Genomic DNA, 24,096 nt, shown 5'->3' with positions numbered 1-24,096 from the left:
TATTTTAGCTACCAATAAGCCCTGTCATATAAAATTTCACTATTCCTCCAAAAAATCTAAAAACGAATTCTCGTTTCTAGTGAAATAATCATTGTCTTGATCAATTCTAGTTTGTATTAAGTCGAAGCCTCCATTTGCATAATCCTCCAGCAAACTTCTAATTGAGCTTAACTTCTTCTCTACAACTTCATCTTCTAATTTTTCCAATTCCAAAAAATCGATATCTGCTTTACCTAGTAAGCACATGATAATATAATCTACTAAATCGTTCGGCTTCCATGCCCTCATTTCAATAAATTTGTTTTTAGCAGTACCATATGAAATTGGGATAGAATAGTCCTTTTTTAAACCGATTAATGCTGCGTACATATAAAATTCATAAACAGTAGAAAAGTATTTTCCCTGCACCCAACGTGTCTCTTCACTCGAAGTTCCTGCTTTACCTCCTTGCTGAATAGTAAAATTGTAAATTAGACTCGTATATTTTGCATCGTATTCTGGTGCTCTGTCTTTTATTCTTTTAATCAGTTCCATCTAATTTAATATTTTGATAACAGTGGTTAAACTATTTCTATTCACCCTTTCCTCCTCAGAAATTGAAGGAGTGATTAAGTACACTTTGCCAAGCTTAATTTCATTATCATTAAAAAGCCTATTTCTTAACTCGGTGTTTCTGTAGAATTCCTTACTCATAATTATACTCTGTCTGTAAACTTGGCTTACAGTTTTACAAAAACCTATAGTGTAATCTTCACCCAAGACTGACATTGGAGCATCCGTAATTAATGTGTATAAATCTGTAGTTTTAGTACCTTGCTTAGCAGAGATTATGGCCATGATGGTCGCTAATTTGATCAAAATTATATTTCCTGTATTTAGCTGATGAAGAACGGTTCCATTTTCGTCAATAAGCTCAGGCATATAATTTTTTCCATTGCTCAACTCCTTTAATCTAATAATTCCTCTGGCGGAACGATTGCCTAATGTCATAGAATGGTAATGCTGATTGGCTTCATCTTCTAATTTTTTCACCAAAGAATTAAATATCCTTTTTCTTGTAGAATGTGCTAAATCTCTAAAATCAGTAATTATTTTCACCTTTTCTGTTAAATATGAAGGTATTTCTCCAGTAACTAAATTACTTAAGTCACGTTCAATCCTTTCAAGCTCTTCCGATTTAATCTTTATATCAACTTCATTGTTGCCTAATTCGCGAGAAGATCTGGACTCTAAATCTTTTTGCGAGTGAAAAGTGTTTATGATGTTCTTTGCTTCTTCAGGGGTAAGTTGAGCATCTACTACATAAGTATTTATTTCTCTTTCCAACTTTATAAGGTCTTCTTGTTGGTTTTTTCTTCTCTTATCGAGTCTGTTGATTTTCCGGAACACGGATTTGATATCACTATCAATTGTGTTGATTTGATGGCCTAGTACTAAACCTACATTGTATAGTTTTTTGAATTCAGGAGCAAAATCGTTAACTAATAACTTGGATTTCTCCTCTTCTAAGTCCTTCATTTTTAGTTTTGATCTTTCAATCAATTCTTGCATTTTTAGCCATGGTTCAGTTCCCCTAGGTGCTTCACGATCACATACCAAACATTTCTCATCCGCAAGCATTCGTTCCACATGTATTGGCTCGGGAACATCTATGGGAAGCCTGGTCTGCATCTCTTTAAGAATTCCGTTCTCCGCTTCCAATTTGATTGAAAGTTCAGTTTCATGTTTCAACTTCTTAGTGATATAACTATCGTAACGATTGTTAAAATTTTCAAATAAATGTTCAGTACCTTTTAGCACCCATTTATTGGTGAACATGCGATTGTGTAAACTGATTTGCTCTTCATTGAATTCATCTTGTGTCTCCTGCAAAGCGTGCACAAGGTTTTTTCTCTTCTCCTCTAACGCTTTTATCCTTTCTGCAGATTCCATTTTATTAAGCATAGAATTGAATTTTTCCTGGGCAGTAGATATGTTATCCCTAATTTGAAGATTTTGTTTTTCTAAGTTTTCTATCTGTTTTGCTGTTCTTTCTCTTTCTAACTCAAGCATGTCACTTTTAGTCTTGTCACCGCTTAAATCCCTCTCCTTTTTGCGGTATTCCTTATTGGCTGAATCAAATAAGGAATCGGCTATATCTTTAATTTTATCAAATTTTGTTATATTGGAAAGTACATTGATTGCCTGGGTTAGAGTATCCTGTTTATTAAAATCAATAATTGACTCTACTTGTTCACCTTGGAACCACATATAAGGTTTTATATTGTCAGGTAGGATACTTTTTTTTATCAAATCGATTTTTTGTGGGTCACGAACTTCAGCAGCATTAAGATATTCAAGTTCCTTTTCTAATATAACTTCTGTGCTTCTATTATCAGTTTGAATTTCATCACCATCTTTTTGTGTTTGTAGGTACCTTTCAATAATATATGTTTTTCTTTTTTCTTGATTTTGAAATGTTACTCTTACAGAAGTTTGAATATTCCCTGATGTGTTATCATGGATAGCTTTATCTGAGACTATTGATTTACGGAGCAGATTAGTGGATGTAAATTCTTTCGTCTGTGTATCAAAACATTTGTCATATAAAGCCCAATAAAATGCATCATATAGTTTGGATTTTCCATAACCATTGTCGCCTATGATGAGATTAATGCCTTCTGTGAAATCGAATTTGTTTTCACCAGCATAACACATAAAGTTGTCTATTTCTATGCTCGTGATAATCATAACTGGTTATTAAAAAGTTGATTAATTTTTCGTTCTATCACATTATTACTGTCTTTATTACTTTCACCCATAATTACTTCCCGCAATACACAAATAAGTTTGTCGTTGGGTCTATCTGTCCATTTAAAATTTTGTACTTCATCTTTCTTTAAATAGTCATTTTTAACCATTGTATCGTCTTCTAAAAAAGACCTTAATAATTCTTCTTTGTTCATTATTGATTTAGATTTTGGTGAATGGTATAAATATTTAAATTATAGTGATTGCAAATTTCTTCAAATGCAGTTTCTGTTTCATACGGATTTATTGCCAAAGAGGAGAAATTCATCACTCTCTCTAATTCTTTTTGTACCATATTTCTTTCTAAATTAAAAGTTTCTGAGAATTCATGTGAGGTGGATAAATCTGGTATTACCACTAAATCATGAATAGTAGCCATATTTTTATCATCATGTTTTCTAAGGATTCTACCTCGACGCTGAATAAATTGTCTCGGATTCCCTGTACTAGAACAAAATATTGCATGTTCTGCTCGTGGTATGTCAATACCCTCATCCAAACATTTCATAGAGGCAATTACGTCAATTTTTCCAAGTTTAAACTGTTGTAAAATCTCATCCCTGTTTTTCATCCCACTAATGAATTGATTGACTCTAATATTTGGAGATAATTTTCCTACGGCTCTAGTGTATTGATTTATTATCTTGATCGTGTCAACTTCATCAAGTTCTTCTGCGAGGTCTTGAGTGTTGTCTTCAGTTGTTCCTTCTGGAACATATATGAAAGTGTATTTTAGTGACCCTTCGTTATGGTATCTCTCTTTTAAAATTGAAATAGTCTTCGATAGTTTATTCTCTGCTTTATGAATTATTCTTTTTCTTTTCAATAAAAGCATCTCTGCTATTTCTGGAGAATTAAACTGTTGTGTTACTTTATTAAAAAACTTAGCTAGTTTTTTAGAAATTTCTACATATTCAACTAATTCTTCATTAGTTAAGTGCACAATATGTGGATGATAATAATACTTGCATAAAATGCCTTCTTCGATTGCTCTTTCCATTGAAAAGGAATAAGTGTATGGCTCTTTATCATTAAAGAAAGATTCCATGCCTATACTCCCTTCTATATCATAGGCTCTTCTTGGGGTCGCGGATAATCCAATTCTTTTTTGGAGAGGAAAATTCAATAGCCGCACTAATACTGAAGTAGCACCTATATTATGTGCCTCATCAGCGATTAAAATTGTATCTGAAGGGATTTTTTTGATCTCTTTAAAAAATTTATCCTTTATAAATGATGCGTACGTTGTAATAATAATAAAAGAAACAGGTATTCTTTTCGATGTGGAAAGAGTAGTGGATAGGTCATTCTCCCATTTCGTTTTTGATGAAACTTTTATAATAGATGTTAAGTTAAACATCTTTGCCTCTTTTGCCCATTGCTCGACCAGCGAAATTGTTGGAACCAGAATTATTGCATGGTATGTTTTTTCAGGATTTAGAAAATATTCTTGCAAAACGCAATTTAACGAGGTTATTGTTTTTCCTGTACCAGTGGCCATCGCAAAAACTCCTTGATAATTATTATCTACCCAATTGCGGTAAGCTTCAGCCTGGTAAGCCCTTGGTCCTTCTGGATATGGAAATCTAGGAGTTTCCTGGATGTTTTCGATCTCCTCTTTTAATTCACGAAGCTTCTTCTTTAATTTAGGATTTGAAAAAGCTATGCTTTTCTTTTCAATTAACTCCTTTTCCTGTATTAAAAGTTCATCGATAGATTTATCCCCGAAATTATCTTTAATTGCCTCTAAAATATCTATAGGGTTAATATATTCGACGAAATCTGCGTTACCAGAAAATATTTGCTCAAAATAATTTTCTTGATCTTCAATTTTGTCCGACGATAAAGCGTTATCCCAAGATAAAGTAGCATCTAGTTCTTCTGCATTTTCCAACAAGCCATAGGCTGTAAAATTACAGGATGCTTTAAAAGATGTTTTATGTTTACCATCATCGAAAACACCCGATTTGTAATGGACGATTCCTTTTCCTTTTGATTTTACAATTTTAATATCAATTCTTTTATTGTTTATCAAATAAGAGAGACATTGGAAAAAATGAATATCATATTCATCCAAAGTTCCTTTTATGGCTCCAATATCAGAAAGATCAATGGGAGATTGTATTTGTTTCTGTGATGCAGTAATCAAAGTTTCCTTATCAATTTTTGAAAGGATATGATTTGCAATTACTCTTAAATTTCCACCACCATAGATAAAACGTGCGAAACCAAGAGATAAAACGCTGATTGCCGCTGAGCTAAAGTACCCCAACAACAGGTCAAATCTTATGCTGTTACTCAGGCCATCTAAATAAAATTGGATAGGCTCATACTCCGATCCAGTTCTATAACTTCTACTCCTTGGCCAATCGATTGTATTCAGCATCAGATTTCTATATTTTGTATTTTAAATGGTTCAACTTGCTAAACTACTTTGAAGATGATTTTTACTTGGACTTTGTTTTCTTCTGCACAATCATCCAATAATCGTTGCTTAATCTCATCGCTTAATTGTTCGGCTGTTAGTTCTTCCGTCCTGTCTTGACCGCCTTTATAGATGTGCCTATCGTATGTATGGACAATTATTCCATTATCATATAAAATATAGTCGTCGTCAAGACCACCTCTTGACCTAAAGGATTGTACGAGCATTTCCATTATTTCCTTTAAATTAGTTTCTAATCATTTTCCATATGATTATTCACAGCCTTTGCTGCTTCAATGCCACCCTGACTACTATATGGATATTCCAGCATGTTAATAAACGCAGTTACTGCATTTTCAGTAACTAATGCTAGTGTTGCATCTTTTGTTGAATTTTTTAAATAAGTGGCTTGCCCCTTTTTTGTTTTTTCAAAAGGGTAATAATCATTAGCAGATAAAACAGTTTGATAGGCTGCCCACACATTATTTATATCATTGATATCAACATTACTATCAATCCAGTCTTCGAAGTCTGTTGTCGCCATTTGCTTGTATATTAGATTTAAAAATTAAAATTTATTTCTTGATAAGATTTAAACGTTAGCCTGTAGCTTTCTTTTAAATCCGTCCATCACTCCAGTCACTTCATTATTGCATATCCCTAATACAAATTTTAAATAGGGGGGAGCTTGTTTTTTCCTTACATATTTCTCAACCGCTCAAACAAACTCCCTATTTCTTTCACCGTTCCGGAGTTATTTACTTTTCTTAAATTCTTCCACTTTACTAGTATGCGCCAAGTCTCTGATATAAACTCCCGTAATTAATATAAAGTGGGTTTTAAATATTGTACTAATGTTATTTATATTTACATAATCTAAATTACGCTACCATGGAAAATTTAAGAAAAGGGCTTTCAGACATGCTATCACTAATTATTCCGAAAGAAAACGATATATGCTATTCCTGGAGCGAAATTGCCCTAGGTATGTTAATTTTATCTATTTTTCTTGCAGCTTGTTTTCTTGCTTCTATTGTTAGCTAAATGTGGTTAATCTTCCTTAATCGGCATAAAAAACTTCTTTACATCTACACCTAAACCGTCTGCAATATCCAATAGCGTTGACAACATAAAATCTTCCTTCCCGTGTTCAATGTCACTTATTTTTGAGCGATCACCCAAAAATTTATCAGCTAACTGTTGTTGAGTTAAACCAGCCTTTTTTCTATGAGCTTTTACGTTCAAACCAATGATTTTAAAAATATCTGTATGCTTCTCCACTTTTTATCAAAAATATTTTGTGGTTTTATTGCCACATTGATATTTAATTATTATATTTGTTATCAGTTATTTATAGCGACAAATAGAGTGGGGGTTATACCTTGCTTTTTACGATGTCTCTCATGAGTGAAAACCGCTAAATTTCCACATGAGCCGATCGTGAGTTCGCCGTATCTATTGAGTTTTGCTATCTTCGTGATATCTTATATTCAATAGGGCGACACTCATGTAAGTCTTTTGTGGAACACAAACTTCGGTTTGTGTGGTTCTTAGCGGTACCTCACTCGAAAGCATTGAGTTTCGCCCTATTGGTTTATCCAATCTGGTTTCCTTCTGCTTTTATTGAGTTCGCATCGTTTTACATAAAAACAACCGTTTATGAAAACGAAACCACCATGATTTTTCAAACCACGCAGTGGGATGAATAAATCTGGTAGCTTCATCACCACTGTAAACAAATTATGTACAGATGAAAAAATTAACCGCCATCAAATCGTATCACTTCCAGGAAGTGGTACCCCAGTTTTCCCTTAAACTCTTATTAAAGAACGTTATTTGTTCTCCATCGTAAAACGCGTGCCGGAATTACAAGTTTAAATAAAGCCCAATAAAAAACAGGGGTTGGTGTGAGAGAGCGCACTTATTCCCGGTGGGTTAATTTAGCTTGGTACCAGCCCTTTATTGCTGTTAGGCAAAGTGCAGTACTATGGTTATTCGCATTCCCAAGGTAGGCATCTTTTTTCTAATTACCAATACGGTTTCCCGTATCTGCATGTTTTTATGCGGAGGGGCTGGTTTTTGCCTGTTTTATAGGTGAATAGAGGGCACTTCGCCTATTCAATTTCCAATCTAGCATTTCTGATCCTGTACCATGAAAACCAATAATCGTTATCTGCCACTTTTTTTTCTCTGCTGGGCTTTTCTGTATACACCATTGGCTTTGCTGGGTGTTTTGCCTTTAGGTGATAGCGGGCAGGAAGTAGTTGTGTCGGCGAAGCCTGGTTCCGGGCAGGTGTTGCGAAGCGCAGGTAAGGAGCAGGTGGAGACAGGTAATTTTGGATGTTTTTTGTCTGTTTATGATCCTATACCCGGTATTTGGGATTGCGGGGAAGATCATGTTGTTCCTTTTTGTTTAACGGATACTCCTCCCTGGTATGGCACGAAGTAATTGTTATGGTTTCGATAGGCTGTATGCCCTGAAGCCGAAGAACCCGGTGTAGCACCTGGCGAATGTGGGGGAACTAACCAGGTTCTTTGATGATGGATTCATAACTCCTTCCCTGCATTGTTTTTTTTGTGATCGAAAGATCAGGATTACCTAATCAACTTAAACCAAGCTTTTATGAAACAAATAACGATATCTATCGTAAGGGGAGTGCTACGCCCTGGCTTTTACGATGGAGTTTTAAAAATATTTACCCTTTTTTTGCTGGTTTCGACCCTGCCCGCAAACAGGGCTGCAGCACAGGAACCTGGCCAGGCCTTTAAACTTTACGCAGGCCAGGCCCTGCCTGATTCTTTGCTTAACGCAGAACTCAGGGTACTTGGCGCCGGGGATTCTGGTGCTTTGAAGCTGGCAGATTTTAAGGGAAAGCCTTTTATAATCGACTTCTGGGCGAGCTGGTGCGGGAGCTGCATCAAGAGCCTGCCCCATGTAGACAGCATTTTTAAGGCCAATGGTGTGGCCTTAGGGCTTGTGCTGGTCAATATATCTGCCCGTGACCGTGACGCGGAAAAGTTAGCCCGGTTTATAGATTCCTTTTTGAAGCATCATGAAGGTTTTTCGGTTCCGTTTTTGGCGCAGAATGAGCTGTTTGCCCGGTATTTCCATATCCAAACACTACCCTGTTATGTCTGGGTTGGCGGTGATGGCCGGATAAAGGCCATTAGTGGCTATGGTACATTTACGGATCAAAATGTAAGTCGTTTTCTTAAAGGAGGCGCAATCGTGATAAAAGACGGGAGGCTGTAATATGAGCGGTTTAAAATCTAATACCCAGGCATTTAAATGGAACCTGCTGCTCATTGTCTCTGCGGTTCTGCTACTGGTGTTTTCAGTGTTATCTGTTTTTTCGCAGGAAACGTCCCGGTTTAAAGTATCGGGTAAGGCCAGTGCGAAGGGAGCGGACGGGGTGATCCTAAGCGTAACAGGGGCAAAGGGAGGCCGTTCACAAACAGACCGGTATGGCAGTTTTACTGTTTTCCTTCGGGTATTGCCTGATACGCTGATATTTTCTGCGGTAGGTTATAAAACGGAGCGGATAGTGGTAAGCGCTATAGATCAGTTGATTAATGTTGAGCTATCTTCCGCAGCGTTTGATTTGGGAGATGTACAGGTAAATACGGGCTATCAGCTGCTGCGGCCGAATGAAACCAATGGGGCCGTTGCGGTGATCGGAAATGATCAGTTAAATGCCAGAGGAGGATCAAACCTGCTGGATAGGCTGGCTGGCCAGAGCTCGGGATTGCTTTTGAATATCGGGAAGACCAACAGCAATAATCCACAGAACAAAACCAACATCTCTATAAGGGGACTGGGGACCATTAACGGCCCGCTTGATCCGTTGATTGTGCTTGACGGGTTTATTTATGACGGCGATATTTCAAACCTCAACCCGCTGGATATCGAAAATGTATCTGTACTGAAAGATGCTTCGGCAGCTTCGATCTGGGGTGCCAGGGCAGGTAATGGGGTAATTGTGATTACCACTAAAAAAGGAAAGTTCAATCAGCGTTACGAGACTGCTTTTTCATCCAGTGTGCTCATCTCTGCCGTGCCTGGTCTTTTCAGGTCTCCGCAAATGAACAGCTCAGATTATATTGAGGTAGAACGCACGATGTTTAACAGCGGTTTTTTTGATGCCCAGATTAGCAGTACGCCTTTTGCTGCGCTGAGCCCGGCAGTTGAGATTTTACTGGCTAAAAGAAATGGAACAATCTCAGGCCAGTCGGCCGAAGATGCCCTTAACCGTTTGAAAGGCATTGATGCCAGGGACTCCTATCTTAACGAGTTTTATACCGATGCACTCACCCAGCAATACGGGCTTAACTTGAAAGGTGGCGACAGCAAACATGCTTTCGGGCTGGCGGTAAGTTACGATAAATCTTTAGGTGAAACCCATGCATCATCGGATAAAATCAATATCAGCCTGTCTAATGATTTCAGGCTGACAGGTAAACTTTCATTGAGTTCAAAAGTTTATTTTACCCATAACGAAAGCGTTTCCGGAAGGCCGGCCTTTGGTTCGGTCTCAGTTGGTGGCAGCGTACTGCCCTATCTTTCCTTCCGCGATGGGCAGGGGAATGCCTTGCCGGTAGCCATTGCCTACAGGAGCGCTTATACCGATACTGCGGGTAAGGGCCAGCTGCTTGACTGGAAATATTATCCGGCTGAAGACTATCTGCACCGGAAAAGTACCTCTGCCCAGCAGGAAATTTTTGCCACGGTGGCGCTTAAGTACAGGTTGCTAACGGGACTGAACCTCGACGTAAGCTATCAGTACCAGCGGCAGCGGCTGGAAAGTGCTGTTTTAGCAGATGAGCAAAGTTATTTTGCGCGCGATCAGGTCAATAGTTTTACGCAGATCAACCGCTCTACCGGGCTGGTCCGTTATGTTATCCCAAAGGGAGGGATACTGAACAGTAGCGATGGCCTGCTTTCCTCATCAACCGCAAGGGCACAGCTTAACCTGAACCGCTCGTTCGGCCAGCATCAGGTTAATGCCATTCTGGGAAGCGAGGCCAAGGCGTCTGATGCCTCCTCCTCATCGCTTACCAGGTTTGGATATACCGAAGATCCGCTCACCTTTGTAAATGTAGATTTTGCAAACAGCTATCCGAACTTTTTAAGGGGAACATCCTCCATAATCGGCTCCGGGCAGTCGGTATCAGCAACCTATTACCGTTTTTTAAGCTTTTATGCCAATGCGGCCTATACTTACCATAACCTTTATACCCTTTCGGGGAGCGCAAGAAAGGATGGGTCGAACATTTTTGGGGCGAACACCAATGACAGGTGGAAGCCACTCTGGTCTGCCGGACTAGGCTGGCTGATTTCAGGGGAGGGGTTTTACAAGAGTGTAATCCTTCCGGAGCTGAGGCTTAAGGCAACTTTTGGATACAGCGGCAATGTAGACCTGACCAAAACGGCCTTACCAATTGCAACCTATAATACCAGCCCGATAACCGGACTGCGTACCGCGAGGATTACGGGCATCAACAATCCGGACCTGAGATGGGAACAGCTCTCGCAGCTGAGCCTGGGTGCAGATTTTGCTTTTATTGATAAAAGGGTATCGGGCTCGGTTTCCTATTTTGTAAAAAAAGGTACCGATCTTTATGGACCGGCGGCTTACGATTATACCGGGTGGGGAAGGACTGAAACGCTGGTGAGGAACGTTGCTGATATGAGGGGTGAGGGCGCCGAGGTAGACCTGCATTCCAAAAACCTGAAATCGGGCGATTTTAACTGGAATACCGATGCTTATTTTACCTATAGTGTATCCAAAACGGTTAAATATTCAAATACTGCTTCAGCGGGGCTTGGCCAGTTGTTAAACCCGGGTACCCAGATTACTCCCATTGAAGGCAAGCCCCTATACGCTATAGGCGGGCTGCAATGGGCAGGCCTTGATCAAAACGGTAACCCGATGGGCTATCTGAACGGTCAGGTGAGTAAAGATTATGCTGCGATATTTTTGGCTGCCAGCAGGAGCGGTGAGGGCATTGTCTATTATGGTTCTGCCAGTCCGGTGTATTTTGGTTCCCTCATCAATACGTTTTCTTACCGGAATATAGCTTTATCGGTCAATATCAGCTACAGAATTGGTTATTATGCCATGAAGCCAACCATTAGCTATTCCGGACTGGTTAACAATGGTATCGGCCATAGTGATTATGCGCTGCGGTGGAAGAACCCCGGCGATGAATCTTTAACAACCGTACCCTCGTTCATTTACCCGGCCGATCAGAACAGGGATGCCTTTTATACCTCCTCGGAGGTGAATATTTTCAGGGCGGATAACATCAGGCTGGACTATATCAATCTCTCTTATAAATTAGACTGGGTCAGGCTGAAAAAGGTATTTCGTAACCTGGAAGTTTTTACGGCTGTTCAAAACGGTGGAATACTCTGGCGGGCGAACAGGTTTGGTATCGACCCTGATTATTCATCAAACATCCCACCGTCAAGAGCATACCTCTTTGGTATAAAGGGAAGTTTTTAATTCATTAATATCATGAGAAATTCAATTGTTTATTTCATCATCTGCTTGACTACGGCAATGATGTTTTCCTGCAAAAAATACCTTGATCTGAAATCTGATGCAAAGATTGTAACGCCCGGCAGCCTTACCGATATTCAGGCCTTGCTGGATGATTCCCCGATCATGAATACCCGCACCACTCCGAGTTTCTCGGAAACCTCTGCCGACGATTATTTTTTGCCACCCGCCAGTTACAATGCCCAGCCCGTTAACGGGCAACGCTTTTATCAATGGCTGCCTGTTGATGTGAGGTACGGCAATGACTGGAGCTATGCTTACCAGGCAATATATAACTGTAATATTGCACTGGAGCTTTTGGATAAGATCGATAGAACGGCCGTTAATGGCACCGCATGGGACAATGTTAAAGGATCTGCACTATTTTTCCGTTCTTTTTATTTCCTGTTGCTCAGTGCAGATTATGCCAGGGCCTATAATGAGGCCACCGCCGATTCCGATCCGGGGATTATGTTAAGGATCTCTTCAGATTTCAATTTAAAAGTTAAAAGGGCTCCGGTGCGCGAATGCTACCAAAGGATTACCGGTGATCTGGAAATTGCCTCGGCACTGCTCCCTGATATTGCGGTACATCCTATGCGGCCTTCAAGGGCAGCTGCATGTGCGCTTCTCGCCCGGACTTATCTTTATATGGGGAATTACGGGGCCGGATTAAAATGGAGCGCTGAATCTCTGCAGCTGAACGGCAAACTGATGGATTACAATAATGACCCTGGTGTGGCGGGACTGGCTGCAAATGTGCCTTTCCGCAAATATAATGCAGAGACGCTTTTTTATGCCGAAATGTGCCCGGCCTTTAGCATACATGCAACCAGCAGGGCAAGGATCGATTCGGTGCTTTATGCAGCTTACCAGGCAAATGATCTTCGCAAAACGGCATACTTTAAAACGGTAAGCGGCTACCAGCAGTATAAAGGTAGCTATGCAGAAAGTGCTTCGGTATTCTTTTCCGGAATTGCCAATGACGAAGTTTACCTTACCCGGGCAGAGTGCAATGCCTTTCTGGGTAATCTGGGATCGGCGATGGCTGATCTGAATACCCTTTTAAAATCCAGGTGGAAAAGCAATGCGGTTTTTGTGCCTGTTACCGCATCAGACCGCCTGGATGCACTGGCCAAGATCAGGCTGGAACGGCGAAAGTCGCTGCTGATGCGCGGAATGAGGTGGATAGATATTAAACGCTATAACAGGGAGGGTGGAAATATCCTGATCTCCAGGAATATTACCGGGAAAATGGTCAGTCTCCAGCCAAATGCATCTTATTACGCGTTGCCGGTTCCCGTTGATATTATCGAACAGGCTGGTGTTGAGCAGAATTAAAACAGAAAAGCAGAGGAAGAGAATCCCTGCTCTGCTTTTGCTTTAAAATGATTACCAGTTTTATGGTTGATCTGAATTCTGAATATCCATAAAATCGTCTGCCGAACCGGTAATATAAGCTGTGCTTGTACTAGGGTTCAATGCAGCGGTAAGACTGGCTGTTGACTTCAATGCTGGGGTAGCACTAAGATCTACATACTCCTGGTCTATCCTGATGGTACAAGCCCTTTCATCGCCCGAACACCCTTCGCTAGAAGGCGTATATTCCCAATGGCTTGGATTAGTGACATTCGCCACACTGTATGGGTTGCTGCCGGTATACGTGTAACTGAACGTATACTGGGCTCTTCCGTTTTCAGATTTGTTTGTGTTTTTAAACGCGCTGGTTACAATTGTTAAGCCGAACCCCAATACGAGGGCTACAAGGCCTAAATTGATTTTTTTTAACATGGTATTTAGTTTAAATGATCTCCCTTATTTTTTTGGGAGGGTTAAAGGTTTGATCTGTTACTGTGGTCGTTCGATCGGTTAATTTTTTGTATTGGATGGGACCGGTATCCTGTGGTTTATAACTCTTTGTCACGTGCCTCCTGTTTTAGGTGAATGTATAAAGTGGTTATTGTTATTGCAGTGAATGCAAGGTTGAAAATGAGGTGCGGTTTCCAGCCGAGCATTTTTAATACACCGCCACAGCTACAGGGTACTTTGCTGAAATAGCCTGCCAGTATGAGGGCGATGTAAACGGTAAAAGCAGTAATTAACAGTAGCGATGCAATAAGGCCATATAACCTGGTTTTGTTAAAGGCAAGCAGGGTAGCCGAAATAATTTCGGAGAGCGGTACGGCGATAAGCAGAAATGTAGCTAAGTTTTCTGAGAAAACCTGTTTGGCCAGTTCGTTTTTAAATTCGTTAAGGTTGCCAAGTTTACTTGCAGCGGTAGTGCCCCATAAAATAATCAGGAGAAGGTAGCCTGTATGGTATGCGCTTTTACTTAAACTTACTTTCATGGCTTGATCATTTATAACGGTGATACTTTACTATAATTAAATCTTGTATAAAGTTCGGCTTAGTAAGGGCTAAGTGAAGGCCATATAGGTTACCGATTGGCAAATTCGTATTAGAATTGAAGCAATAAATGTTACCTTTTTACCGCTTTTGCCCTTAAACGGCTCAAAACTTTTGGATGGATGCCTAAATAGTTTGCGATTATTTTGAGTTCGCAGAGGTTAAACAGTTCAGGTTTCGATTTCATCAGGTTATTAAAGCGGGCGGTGCTGTTCAGATGTGCCAGTGATGTGGCGTGCAGGATCAGCTCTGCAATCTGGTGCTGGTAAAGTTTGTTTACAAATCCCCCGAATTCATCGAATAGCTTGTACAGGTTGGAGGTATGAATTTCTTTATATCTGATGATTGTGGAGTCTTCCAGAAATTCTACATAAAATTCTTTTTCCGCATATTCTTCCAACATTAATAATGATGTGAGAAAGCGGTTTTTCTGCCAGAACAGGATGGTTGTTTCCTCTTCTTCTTTAACAGCATATAGCCTTAATGTTCCTTTATCAATAAAGAGCAGGCTAGAGCAGAATAGCTCATCTATTTTAATGGTTTGTTTCTTTTCGAACTTGTCCTCCCGTTTAATGTAGTTCAGATAACATTTTAGCCCATGGGATGGCATTAAATAGAATTCGATTCTTTTAAAATAATTTTCATTTTCCATAATATATTTTTAAGGCAAAGAAAGAAGCTTTCGTGCTGTCGTCAAGTTGCTGGCTTAGCAACCCCGGGCAACCCTGACCAAACCCGGGAAGCAATTGTTTTTGATAAAATTGATAGCTAAATTTAATGGCGCCTGTTTCTGCCTTCTGTGCTGAAAAGATTTTTTATGGCAATTAGCCCAGGGGGTTTAGTAATTAACGGGAATTTGGCCGGTTAAAATGGGTGAAGGGAAATGGATATTCAGGCAGCTTTGTTTTAACAAAATAGAATGTTATGCTGCCTGGTGGGGTTAATGGATGAAATTTTTTTAATATACCGGGCACGCTGCCCGGGCAACTTAACAGGTATTGGCTAAATTGTTTTATTTGGCTGGATAAGCTGTTTTTTTGCCAGCCCCGGATTTTTAATGCTCCGTTTCTATTGACATTAAACCTGCCTGACAGCGACAGATTGCTGTTTTTGATATACGATTCGCAATAAGTTGTCGTTATACAGGATATAAGAAGTAATAGTACTACGTCTTTTATTACTGATTAAATTTACGCATGATGGAAAAACTAACACTAGTTACTTTTTCATCCCTATTAATTAAATTATTTACCACAGTGCATAAATTTCTCATTTATGCACGGCAAAACCGCCCACAAAGGGTGGCTTGTATCATTTTTAACCTCGGGCTTATCTGCCTCAGCCGGGGCTACCCATAACTTTTGGGGCATTTGCCCATGCAATGAATTTGAATTTACATATCTACAATTAACTTGAATATTATTGGGATTGTTAAACAGCTTTTGGTGTTGTTTGGCGCTAAAAATTACAGGCAAAAACCACACTTTCTAACCAAATTTAGCCGCCTCAGTACCATGGGTTTAACCACCTAAATAACAGCACAGAAACATCTTCCTGCTCTGGTTGCGCAAGGCCTCATCACCCTTTCGCAAAATGTTTTTGTGTTTTAAATTTTACGCCTTATGAATAACATTGACGCACTGGTACAGGTAATGTACAATATTTACCTCGTACTCAACAAAGAACAACTCACCTTTACTTTTATCGATCTTTTCGGAGACCCTGATACGCAACTCACCCGCCAGCAGGTTAAAGATTACTTAAACATTAGCGAAAGCACCTACAAACGTAAGGTAAAAGATGGCACATTAAAGCCTGTAAAACTACCTGGCGGCGATCGTTTTTACCTGAAGGATCTGCTGGCCGCCTACCTGGAAAGCCAGCGAAAAGGCAGAATCTGATTACCCTTTCTTTACCTTTTGTTTACCCTTTCTTCGTACCAGGTTAACCCCAGGGTTACCCCACGGTTACCCTGGCTTTACCTTTTGATTACCTAAAAGGTAAAGCCAGGGCCTTGTTTGGCCGAAGGGATGCACTGGTTATGGTTATGCTGCCCTTAATCTGGCTGCCACAAGCTGCCAGGTCCATGCACTACGTGCCAGCTGTAATGGTCCATTTTAGCTCATTATTTGAGTTAATTGGTCCAATTTAGCTCATTTTAGCTCAAAATGAGGCGCCAATGCTGCCTGGTTGCTAGGTTTGGGGCATGGATTTAAACATACCGGTATAAACAGAAATCCTTTTATAAAAACATTTTTTCACTTAAAAAACAAAAATTATGGCAACTTATTCAAAAGGCGCAAATGGCGCATTCTCGGGTAAAGTAGGCAGTGTAATTGGCAGCAACTGGCGCAGCATAGATTACATGAAAGGCCTGTCCAAAAAAAGCAGTAAACCCACTACCAACAAGCAGCTGGCGCAACGCAGCAAATTTTCCCTTGCCCCGCTCTACCTGAGCCCTATTAAAGACATTTTAAACATTGGCTTTAAAGATAAACAGCTGAACAAAATTACAGGCTACAATGCAGCGGTAAAAATCTTCTTAAACCAGGCGGTTAGCGGTAGCTACCCGGATTTTGTGATCGATTTTTCGCAGGTGGTGCTTAGTAAAGGTTCGCTCTCGGTTTTCCATGGCCTTAATGCAGCCCTGCAAGGTGCAGATCTGGTACTGAACTGGCAGAGCATTTTAAACCGCTATAATTCATATACCGATGATGTGCTTACAGTAGTGCTTTTTAACGCTACCAAAAGCATGTACCTGGTTTACGAAGACGCGCAGCGCGCCGCAATGACTTACACCGCGGTAATTGGCGCCGGCTTTAGTGGTGATGTTTTTCATGGGTGGGCTTTTGCAGTGAAACGCGATGCCATGGCCGTGGCAAACAGCCAGTACCTGGGTACCTATACCATTCCTTAGTTTAATTCATAACCCGCCCAAACCATGCAATGTTGCAGGTTTGGGCTATTTAACCGAAAAGATATGAAAACATTAAAACTGGCTTTAACGGCGCTAATACCGAAAAGGCAAATACTCGAAAAACTGATGCTGGCCACCATCTTAATTTTAGGCTGGCTTACACTCCCTAATTTATTAAGAACCTTCGAACCTACCGCAGCCTTGCTCGATGCAGGCATTTGGCAGCTGCTTTTACTTGGCCTGTTGTGTTACGTGGCACTAATGCAAATCTCCTGGTGGCTTTTGTACCGCTTTTGGCTCGGCCTGGGCCTGCTTAATTTAACAGATATGGTTTTACGATTTAAACAACTCACATCATGGCAACAGTTAAGATTTTTTTTGGCATCGTTTGCTTTGCTCTTGTTAGCGGGCATAGCCTGCCTGGCCGCGATAACATAAACCAGGCGCCGAACACGGCCATGCCCGATAGGGCAAAGCTGTTGTGCATTGCAAAAAACGAAGTAGGTGTGCGCGAACTTTCCGGACACAACGATGGGCCGCGGGTAGCTGCATACCTGCGTTATACAGGTGTTGAACAGGGCAGCCCCTGGTGTGCGGCTTTTGTAAGTTGGGTTTTTAGCCAGGCCGGCTACGCTGCACCACGTACCCCCTGGAGCCCGGCCTTATTTCCATTCGATAAACGCACCGAACAGATACGCCCCGCAGTAGTATTCGGCATCTACTTCAGCCACCTGAAGCGCATAGCCCACTGTGGGTTTGTGGAGCGGCAGGAAGGCGATTGGCTCATTACCATAGAAGGGAATACCAATATGGAAGGTAGTAGAGAAGGAGATGGGGTGTACCGGAAACGGAGGTCAGTAAAAGCCATCAAATACTTCGCCGATTGGATCAATAAGAAAGGAGAGGGTAATGAAAACTGAGTTGAACCTATTGATGGCTTGTTGTATGGTACTTTCGGCATGCGGAGCCTTAAAAAGCAAAAAGTCTTTGCATACCCAAGAACTTCAATCGTCCAGCCATAACGAGGAAAATACCAATCAGCAAGGCTGGGCAACAAGAAACACCCTTTTGCTTGATACCAGTAATAGCGAATATGTGGTGCAAATTACACCATTGGGGAAATTTTTCTACAGTGCTGAAAAGGGTTTCGAGGGTATGGCCGAAAAAGTTGTGGTAAGTGGAAAGGCCAATAAACGGCGTATCATACATCAGCAACAGCAAGCCGGGCATCAGCTTCAGCACCAAAAGAGCATTCTGGAAAGCACACAGTTAAAAACTAAGGTGCAGTACATTGACAAAAGCAGAAAGCAGCGCTGGGGCGCGGTTTGCTTAGGGCTGGTAGTGGCTCTTGGCCTGGCTTATTGGGTAATGAGAAAATGGCTATTCGCCTGAATGTTGAAAATTCCTTGCCTGGATATCCAAGCAAGGAATTTATAATTAAGCTATGGGATCATCACAACTTTACGGAAACCCGTAATGATGTGTTTTTAGTTTCTCATACCTTGGCTCATATTAATTCAAATCAGAAATATGAGCACATTTTTTAAAAAATCAGTAATGTCTACCGCACTAGTTATTTTAGCCGTGATAATGCACAGCTCCTGCAAAAAAGCAACGCAGGAAACTGTAAAAGAGCAGGAGCAAGTTCCAGTAATTTTTTCTTATGAGGTGACCTGTGATTACTGTAATATTTCCTACGTCGATGCAACCAATCAGACTAAAACGGTAACAAGCAACATTGGCAAATGGACTTATAAAATCGAGAAAAAAATCTCCTTTGACCTGAAGTTAAGCGTTTCATCAATCATTCCAAGTTATCAGACCATTCAGGCTTATATCTTGAAGGACGAAGAGACCGTTTACGGAAATCTCGGCTACAACCGTGCTGATATTTCCTACAATATCGTTTCTGGAAACGGCACATCAAGTTTTGGCAGCTATGTTTCCACCACCCCAACCGGTGGGAGCAGTTCAGGTGGAACCACCTCGCCAACCTCTTCAGTTTGCGGGGCAAGAAACAAAACCGGAGGCTATTGCAAACGGGTGGTTGTCGGAGGTGGCAGATGCTGGCAGCATAAATAGACTACCCAGGCATATCTTCAATTACATTTTACTTTAAAAGCATTTATATCGTTATATTAAAACAAAAATCATGAAAGCATTTATTTTGTCAATAGCATTGATGTTCTGTTATTTTATTGGCAATTGCCAAAAGATATCTACACTTGGCACAGTCAATGAAAGCAAGTTAGGAAGATGCACTGGTTCAGCTTATTGTTCGGCATGTAAAAATTGTTCCCGTTGTGCCCACTGTGCGAGTGGAGGCACCTGTGGGGTATGCTCACCTGTTGAATCGCAAACCCCAGTATACTCCAGCCCCCGCAAAAAAGCATCTAGCTCCAGGCCGAGATCATCTGCATCTGGTCAGCAGAAAAAGCAATCCTTAAGCGCTGAAAAGAGCAATATAAAAAGTTACGTTTCTGAATCTTTATCAGCGGTAAAGCTCAAAGAAATCAGTCTTCGCTCAGGGCCAGGATTATCCTATCCTATTATTGAAACGCTAAAGCGTAATCAAAAAGTGCAACGGCTTGCAAAAAAGGGAGAGTGGGTAAAAGTGAAAGTCCTATCGTCTGGAACTACTGGTTACTGTAATCTGGCAGGAATAACTAATATCCTGTACGAATAAGCTCTAAGAATGATCAGGTGGGGAAATAAATTTATTTGACTGTCCCCCACTATTTTTTTCTATAGAAGCAAAACATGCTGATATAGTGCAACTTGGGCTTCGCAGGCCGCAAGGCTCAAGGGGATTTCCCTTTATACCTTTTGATTTTTTATAAAACTATAATCCTTCCTCTCAACGCTTCATATCATGCTGTTGTTGCCTTACTTTTCTGCTTCTTCAATAGTATCAGACGCGATATCCAGAATATGTCGAGGATTAGTTAACTTCTTTCAATGACTATACGGTTTTACTTGCGAATCATTTAATCGAAAACGAGAAACATACCTATGCACTAAATAGCCTAATCCATAGAAAAATTATATTACCAAAAGAACGAATCCATTTTCCGGATCTTGCTGCAATAACATGGCATAGGGAAAACATCTTTAAGAATTAATAGTAATATGAAAATAAGAATTTGTCTTACAAAAAAAGCCACCCCATTGAGCAGCTCTTATTCATCCGAAAGAAAAATTTCTATTTTGCTAAAACCATTGCATTTTGCTCGGCTTCCATCATCGCTTCAGAAGCATAGGATGCTGATTTAAGACTGGCAAAGTCAGCTAATTTTACATTTTTTATATTGCTTACAATCATAGTACTTTGGCCAGCAGTACCATTTAATTTTAATACTGCATCACCTTTAACAACGGTATATAAACTGCCTGCTGTAGTTTTAATTTTTGCTGTAGCACTTTGGTTTAAAAATAACTGAAGGTATTTTACATCGAAATTATTGCTGGTTACCACGACAGATTGACCATAAGCTTCTATTCTTTCTAAATCTTTTACGGTAATATTTAATGTTACCTGACTTGTTTCTAACGAATTGATAAATAAGGTTCTTCCATCAGTTGATAGGGAGGTTTTTGCAGCATCGTAGTTGACGGCACCTTCTACATTTTGCTTATTACCTTGTGTTAAAACGATTTTCACGTTCCCGCTCACCCAGATCCGGTTGAACGTTGATAAGGAAGGAGTTTTTGTTTCTTTTTTAACGGGCTCAGCGGCAATAGTTGCCATGGCTGATGAGGTAAATAATACTGCTGTTAATGCTGCTGCGAATAATGTTTTTGCTAAGGTTTTCATATCTTTTATATTTTAGTTTTTTGCTATTGTTTGATATTAAGACGCAGCTGCCCATCAAACGTTTCAGGCAAAAACCTGGTATTATACCAGCATCGGTAACCGCCAGACCAACGCCTGTAATTTATAGACGAATGGGTATTCATTGTATAAGCTGAAAGCACACAAAGCATGTGGATGAGGTTATACTTATCCCTAGCTGGCAGCTTTATTTAAATTATGGCGATGCTCATTTTAATTGGTTGTTTACGCATTATCGACAAAGTGATTTCTCACTCTCATATTCAGTATACCCTATAAGGTATACTTTCATATAAGAAACTAATCTGGCCTGGGAGGCAGGGAAATTAATTTATGGATGTATAATTTTATCTGCAAGGGCTATCAGGTCGGTTTGGGTGGATGGATCTGCCTGGTTAGAAAGCAAAACAATGCCTGAATTCAACTCCGGGTAGTAGACCATATAACTGCTAAAGCCTAAGCTTCCGCCAGTATGAGAGATGCTGCGTTTACCGGTGCCTGTTTTTTTGATTTTCCAGTTCAGGGCAATTGCCCCATCTTCCACCTTTCCAAAGGTTGGCTGGTGGGCTAACTTAACCGCAGGGTTTTCTTCGTTGAGCTGGAAAGCCATGTACTTTAACATATCCGAACTGGTAGAGGCAATGCTGGCTGCCACCCGTAAAGCCTCCCAATTAATCACAGGCATCTGGCGTCCTTTGCCGTCGTAACCTTTTGCCATTTCACGGGGCAACTTTCCCGGCCCCAAGAGTAAAGTATTTTTCATTTTAAGCGGCCGGCATATATATATTTTCAAAAGATTCTCAAAAGAATCCTGGTATACTTCTTCCATGATATAACCAAGCAGCTGGGCGGCTGTATTACAGTGGCGGCTAACGCTTCCGGGCATTACTTGTAATTTAACGTTGTGCAAATCCCTGTAAAGGTTTTGCCTGCTATAAACCGAGTGTACCGAATCTAAGATAAATGGTATCGAATCTGGATGGGCCTTTGAGAACAGGTCTTTTTCTGGCATCCAGTTAGGTAGTCCGGAAGTAAGGTTGACCAGGTTCAGGAGGGTGATTGGTGTTCCGTTATAATTTAGATTGGGATAATCTTCTTTAAGGTACTTGCGGATATCATCATTAAGGGTCACCTTTTTTTCGAGAACGGCCTGGGCAAGTAAGGCAGCGCCAAAGGTTTTGGTAATAGACGCAAGTTCGTAGACCGTATTTGCCGTTGGCAATACAGGTCTGTCTAATCGGGTGGAGCCATAATTGTAGAGATATGGTGTTCCGTTTTGAATAACCCCAATAGACATGCCAACCCTGCCATTATTTTTCATAAATATTGAGGCAGATTGTTCTACCAGTGAATCTAGCTGACTTTTCAACCTGTTATCGCTGGCTACTTTGCTATTCTTTTTTTGTGCAAAGCAGAAAGATAAATGTATCAGAAAGATTAAAAACAGGCTTGCTTTTTTCATGTGCTGGTTTGGAGGTTTTGAATAGGACGCTGGAGATGGCCAAATGGTTGCACGGCCGATGAAGGTTTAAAGGTTTTTAGCAACCATTTCGTTGTTCTGATTTTGTTAGACCAGTTATGCTGCCTTTAGCACTGCACATTGAAGATGATCGAGGCCGCTAAATACCAAACCAAAAAGATGAGGCAGTTTAACAAAAAACTCATTTTTTCACTTTCATTGGAGAATAATATATTTTCTGAAAGTTTGTAAAAAACAAAAGGCCGTAAACATTAAACTTACAGCCTTTTATACATTTTGTTGATGTTTGTAGTGGTCCCGACGAGAATCGAACTCATATCTAAAGTTTAGGAAACTTCTATTCTATCCGTTGAACTACGGGACCATTTTATTTTTCAAATATCGCCTTCCTGAAGCAGATTTAAAATATTTTTCTCTTTTAATTGCTTCATTCCTTGTTGGAAATTCTTCATAGTAAAAAATTATGAAGGGGAGATAAGCCTTATTTGACTTAGTCTTACCTGCGTTGTGCTCTTTTAATCGTTTATCTAAATCTTCATAATGTCCTTTATAAAAATAATCAAAGTGTACACTTTTAATTACATAGGCAAAGTAACTCATATCTAAAGTTTAGAAAACTTCTATTCCCTGCCCGACTACCTCGTTCAGGCGGGTATCCGTTGAACTACGGGACCATTTGTTGCGCAAATATAACAAAAGTTTTGTCGCAAGAGAATTCATTTAACATGCATTTTACTTAAAGGAAACCATCTTAATAACGTACAGAATGAAATGATAGCATACTCTGATGGAGCTAATGTGGCATTTAGTGGAAGCAATAAAAACTGTACTACTCACCATAATAAATCTTTTCAATAGCCGCATCTTTGCATTATTAAATTTGATTAAGATATGAAATTAACAAAAAATAAAATCCTGATTACCGGAGGGGCAAGCGGTATAGGTTTCGGACTGGCCGAAAGGTTTATTAAAGAAAATAACACCGTAATTATCTGTGGACGAAGAGAATCGGCTTTAAAGGAAGCCACAGAAAAACTACCTTCGGTTATAACCAAAGTATGCGATTTGGCCGTTAAAAATGATCGGATTGAGCTGTATAACTGGATTGCTGAAAACCATAGTGATTTAAATGTACTCGTTAATAATGCAGGCATTCAGTACTGGATGAACATTAACGACAGTGATTTTTACCAAAAAGCAGATGCTGAAATTACGACGAATATTTTAGCGCCAATCCATTTAACAAAACTATTTAGCCAGCTAAATTCGTTAGATACCATTATTAATGTAACATCGGGACTCGCATTTGTGCCTTTATCGGCAGTACCTGTTTACTGTGGCACTAAAGCATTTATGCGTTCTTTTACGCTCTCGTTACGCCATAGCCTAAAAAATTCAAATATAGAAGTTATTGAAATGATTCCGCCAGCATTAAATACCGATTTAGGCGGTAAAGGGATCCATAATGCATATCCGGCAGTAAGCGACTTTGTAGAATCGGTATTTGAGCAGATGAAAGCAGGTAAAACAGAATTAACTTTTGGTACGAGTACAGATAGGGCAGACGCCAATAACGAAACGATAGCTGCATATTTTAACCGAATGAACCCATAATGGAATAAATTTATTTGCATCAGGATAAAAAAAATAAAAGCCATTTGAAATGAATCAAATGGCTTTATATTTTTAGTTACGGCAGGCAAA

At 40.1% G+C, this 24,096-nt stretch carries 25 protein-coding genes and 1 tRNA gene; 13 read left to right on the top strand and 13 right to left on the bottom strand.

Annotation, left to right across the window (positions count from 1 at the left end; translation table 11 throughout):
• Positions 1-39: 39 nt before the first annotated feature.
• The 5 genes from KYH19_RS21045 to KYH19_RS21025 all read right to left on the bottom strand — a co-directional run bounded on the left by KYH19_RS21045 (position 40) and on the right by KYH19_RS21025 (position 5,759).
• Positions 40-534: a hypothetical protein gene (locus KYH19_RS21045; RefSeq protein WP_219076549.1), complete on the bottom strand. Its 495-nt coding sequence runs from the start codon at positions 532-534 to the stop codon at positions 40-42.
• A complete protein-coding gene (locus tag KYH19_RS21040) occupies positions 535-2,730 on the bottom strand; it encodes an AAA family ATPase (RefSeq protein WP_219076548.1) in 2,196 nt (731 codons plus the stop codon).
• Entirely contained in the window at positions 2,727-2,945 is a 219-nt protein-coding gene (locus KYH19_RS21035; RefSeq protein ID WP_219076547.1) for a hypothetical protein, read from the bottom strand. The genes KYH19_RS21040 and KYH19_RS21035 overlap by 4 nt, the downstream gene beginning before the upstream one ends.
• Positions 2,945-5,176 (bottom strand): DEAD/DEAH box helicase family protein, encoded by a 2,232-nt coding sequence (locus tag KYH19_RS21030; RefSeq protein ID WP_219076545.1) that lies wholly within the window; start codon positions 5,174-5,176, stop codon positions 2,945-2,947. The genes KYH19_RS21035 and KYH19_RS21030 overlap by 1 nt, the downstream gene beginning before the upstream one ends.
• Positions 5,177-5,468: 292 nt before the next feature.
• Positions 5,469-5,759 (bottom strand): hypothetical protein, encoded by a 291-nt coding sequence (locus KYH19_RS21025; protein ID WP_219076543.1) that lies wholly within the window; start codon positions 5,757-5,759, stop codon positions 5,469-5,471.
• 347 nt (positions 5,760-6,106) lie between these two features.
• Between KYH19_RS21025 and KYH19_RS21020 the strand changes: the two genes are divergently transcribed.
• Entirely contained in the window at positions 6,107-6,259 is a 153-nt protein-coding gene (locus tag KYH19_RS21020) for a hypothetical protein (protein WP_219076542.1), read from the top strand.
• A gap of 6 nt (positions 6,260-6,265) precedes the next feature.
• Here KYH19_RS21020 and KYH19_RS21015 read toward each other — a convergent pair whose 3' ends face one another.
• Positions 6,266-6,496 (bottom strand): helix-turn-helix domain-containing protein, encoded by a 231-nt coding sequence (locus KYH19_RS21015; protein WP_219076541.1) that lies wholly within the window; start codon positions 6,494-6,496, stop codon positions 6,266-6,268.
• 871 nt (positions 6,497-7,367) lie between these two features.
• Between KYH19_RS21015 and KYH19_RS21010 the strand changes: the two genes are divergently transcribed.
• From KYH19_RS21010 to KYH19_RS20995, 4 genes are all read left to right on the top strand, one after another.
• Complete coding sequence (locus KYH19_RS21010) at positions 7,368-7,664, top strand: hypothetical protein (RefSeq protein WP_219076540.1); 297 nt, start codon at positions 7,368-7,370, stop codon at positions 7,662-7,664.
• A 174-nt stretch (positions 7,665-7,838) separates the two neighbouring features.
• Positions 7,839-8,468, top strand: a complete 630-nt coding sequence (locus tag KYH19_RS21005; RefSeq protein WP_219076539.1) for a TlpA disulfide reductase family protein — start codon at positions 7,839-7,841, stop codon at positions 8,466-8,468.
• 1 nt (position 8,469) lies between these two features.
• A complete protein-coding gene (locus tag KYH19_RS21000; protein WP_219076537.1) occupies positions 8,470-11,721 on the top strand; it encodes a SusC/RagA family TonB-linked outer membrane protein in 3,252 nt (1,083 codons plus the stop codon).
• 12 nt (positions 11,722-11,733) lie between these two features.
• Positions 11,734-13,098: a RagB/SusD family nutrient uptake outer membrane protein gene (locus tag KYH19_RS20995; RefSeq protein WP_219076536.1), complete on the top strand. Its 1,365-nt coding sequence runs from the start codon at positions 11,734-11,736 to the stop codon at positions 13,096-13,098.
• 60 nt (positions 13,099-13,158) lie between these two features.
• Here KYH19_RS20995 and KYH19_RS20990 read toward each other — a convergent pair whose 3' ends face one another.
• From KYH19_RS20990 to KYH19_RS20980, 3 genes are all read right to left on the bottom strand, one after another.
• On the bottom strand, positions 13,159-13,548 hold the full coding sequence (locus tag KYH19_RS20990; protein WP_219076535.1) for a hypothetical protein: 390 nt from the start codon (positions 13,546-13,548) through the stop codon (positions 13,159-13,161).
• Between the two features lie 116 nt (positions 13,549-13,664).
• On the bottom strand, positions 13,665-14,105 hold the full coding sequence (locus KYH19_RS20985; protein WP_219076534.1) for a MauE/DoxX family redox-associated membrane protein: 441 nt from the start codon (positions 14,103-14,105) through the stop codon (positions 13,665-13,667).
• 131 nt (positions 14,106-14,236) lie between these two features.
• Positions 14,237-14,815 carry a Crp/Fnr family transcriptional regulator gene (locus KYH19_RS20980; RefSeq protein ID WP_219076533.1) on the bottom strand — a complete coding sequence of 193 codons (579 nt, stop codon included), beginning with the start codon at positions 14,813-14,815 and terminating at the stop codon, positions 14,237-14,239.
• 970 nt (positions 14,816-15,785) lie between these two features.
• Between KYH19_RS20980 and KYH19_RS20975 the strand changes: the two genes are divergently transcribed.
• From KYH19_RS20975 to KYH19_RS20945, 7 genes are all read left to right on the top strand, one after another.
• Complete coding sequence (locus KYH19_RS20975; RefSeq protein ID WP_219076532.1) at positions 15,786-16,064, top strand: helix-turn-helix domain-containing protein; 279 nt, start codon at positions 15,786-15,788, stop codon at positions 16,062-16,064.
• Between the two features lie 377 nt (positions 16,065-16,441).
• Positions 16,442-17,080: a DUF6266 family protein gene (locus KYH19_RS20970; protein ID WP_219076531.1), complete on the top strand. Its 639-nt coding sequence runs from the start codon at positions 16,442-16,444 to the stop codon at positions 17,078-17,080.
• A gap of 63 nt (positions 17,081-17,143) precedes the next feature.
• Positions 17,144-17,518: a hypothetical protein gene (locus KYH19_RS20965; protein ID WP_219076530.1), complete on the top strand. Its 375-nt coding sequence runs from the start codon at positions 17,144-17,146 to the stop codon at positions 17,516-17,518.
• A complete protein-coding gene (locus tag KYH19_RS20960) occupies positions 17,437-18,000 on the top strand; it encodes a peptidoglycan-binding protein (protein WP_219076529.1) in 564 nt (187 codons plus the stop codon). The genes KYH19_RS20965 and KYH19_RS20960 overlap by 82 nt, the downstream gene beginning before the upstream one ends.
• Positions 17,990-18,472: a hypothetical protein gene (locus KYH19_RS20955; protein WP_219076528.1), complete on the top strand. Its 483-nt coding sequence runs from the start codon at positions 17,990-17,992 to the stop codon at positions 18,470-18,472. The genes KYH19_RS20960 and KYH19_RS20955 overlap by 11 nt, the downstream gene beginning before the upstream one ends.
• A gap of 165 nt (positions 18,473-18,637) precedes the next feature.
• Positions 18,638-19,162, top strand: a complete 525-nt coding sequence (locus tag KYH19_RS20950) for a hypothetical protein (protein WP_219076527.1) — start codon at positions 18,638-18,640, stop codon at positions 19,160-19,162.
• 70 nt (positions 19,163-19,232) lie between these two features.
• Positions 19,233-19,766: an SH3 domain-containing protein gene (locus KYH19_RS20945; protein ID WP_219076525.1), complete on the top strand. Its 534-nt coding sequence runs from the start codon at positions 19,233-19,235 to the stop codon at positions 19,764-19,766.
• A 516-nt stretch (positions 19,767-20,282) separates the two neighbouring features.
• Here the strand turns inward: KYH19_RS20945 and KYH19_RS20940 are convergent.
• The 4 genes from KYH19_RS20940 to KYH19_RS20925 all read right to left on the bottom strand — a co-directional run bounded on the left by KYH19_RS20940 (position 20,283) and on the right by KYH19_RS20925 (position 22,992).
• Complete coding sequence (locus KYH19_RS20940) at positions 20,283-20,894, bottom strand: GIN domain-containing protein (protein WP_219076523.1); 612 nt, start codon at positions 20,892-20,894, stop codon at positions 20,283-20,285.
• A 349-nt stretch (positions 20,895-21,243) separates the two neighbouring features.
• Complete coding sequence (locus tag KYH19_RS20935) at positions 21,244-22,374, bottom strand: serine hydrolase (protein WP_219076522.1); 1,131 nt, start codon at positions 22,372-22,374, stop codon at positions 21,244-21,246.
• A gap of 310 nt (positions 22,375-22,684) precedes the next feature.
• A tRNA-Arg gene (locus tag KYH19_RS20930) sits at positions 22,685-22,756 on the bottom strand.
• The gene (locus KYH19_RS20925; RefSeq protein ID WP_219076521.1) at positions 22,747-22,992 is read right to left on the bottom strand and encodes a GIY-YIG nuclease family protein; all 246 of its coding nucleotides are present in this window, start codon (positions 22,990-22,992) and stop codon (positions 22,747-22,749) included. The genes KYH19_RS20930 and KYH19_RS20925 overlap by 10 nt, the downstream gene beginning before the upstream one ends.
• 291 nt (positions 22,993-23,283) lie before the next feature.
• Here KYH19_RS20925 and KYH19_RS20920 point away from each other — a divergent pair, with 291 nt between their 5' ends.
• On the top strand, positions 23,284-24,006 hold the full coding sequence (locus KYH19_RS20920) for an SDR family oxidoreductase (RefSeq protein WP_219076520.1): 723 nt from the start codon (positions 23,284-23,286) through the stop codon (positions 24,004-24,006).
• The last annotated feature ends 90 nt before the right edge of the window (positions 24,007-24,096 follow it).

It is taken from the genome of Pedobacter sp. D749 (assembly GCF_019317285.1).
Classification (GTDB): Bacteria; Bacteroidota; Bacteroidia; order Sphingobacteriales; family Sphingobacteriaceae; genus Pedobacter.
The sequence above is the reverse complement of the archived record's forward strand: the minus strand, read 5'-3'. Positions and strand labels throughout refer to the sequence as shown.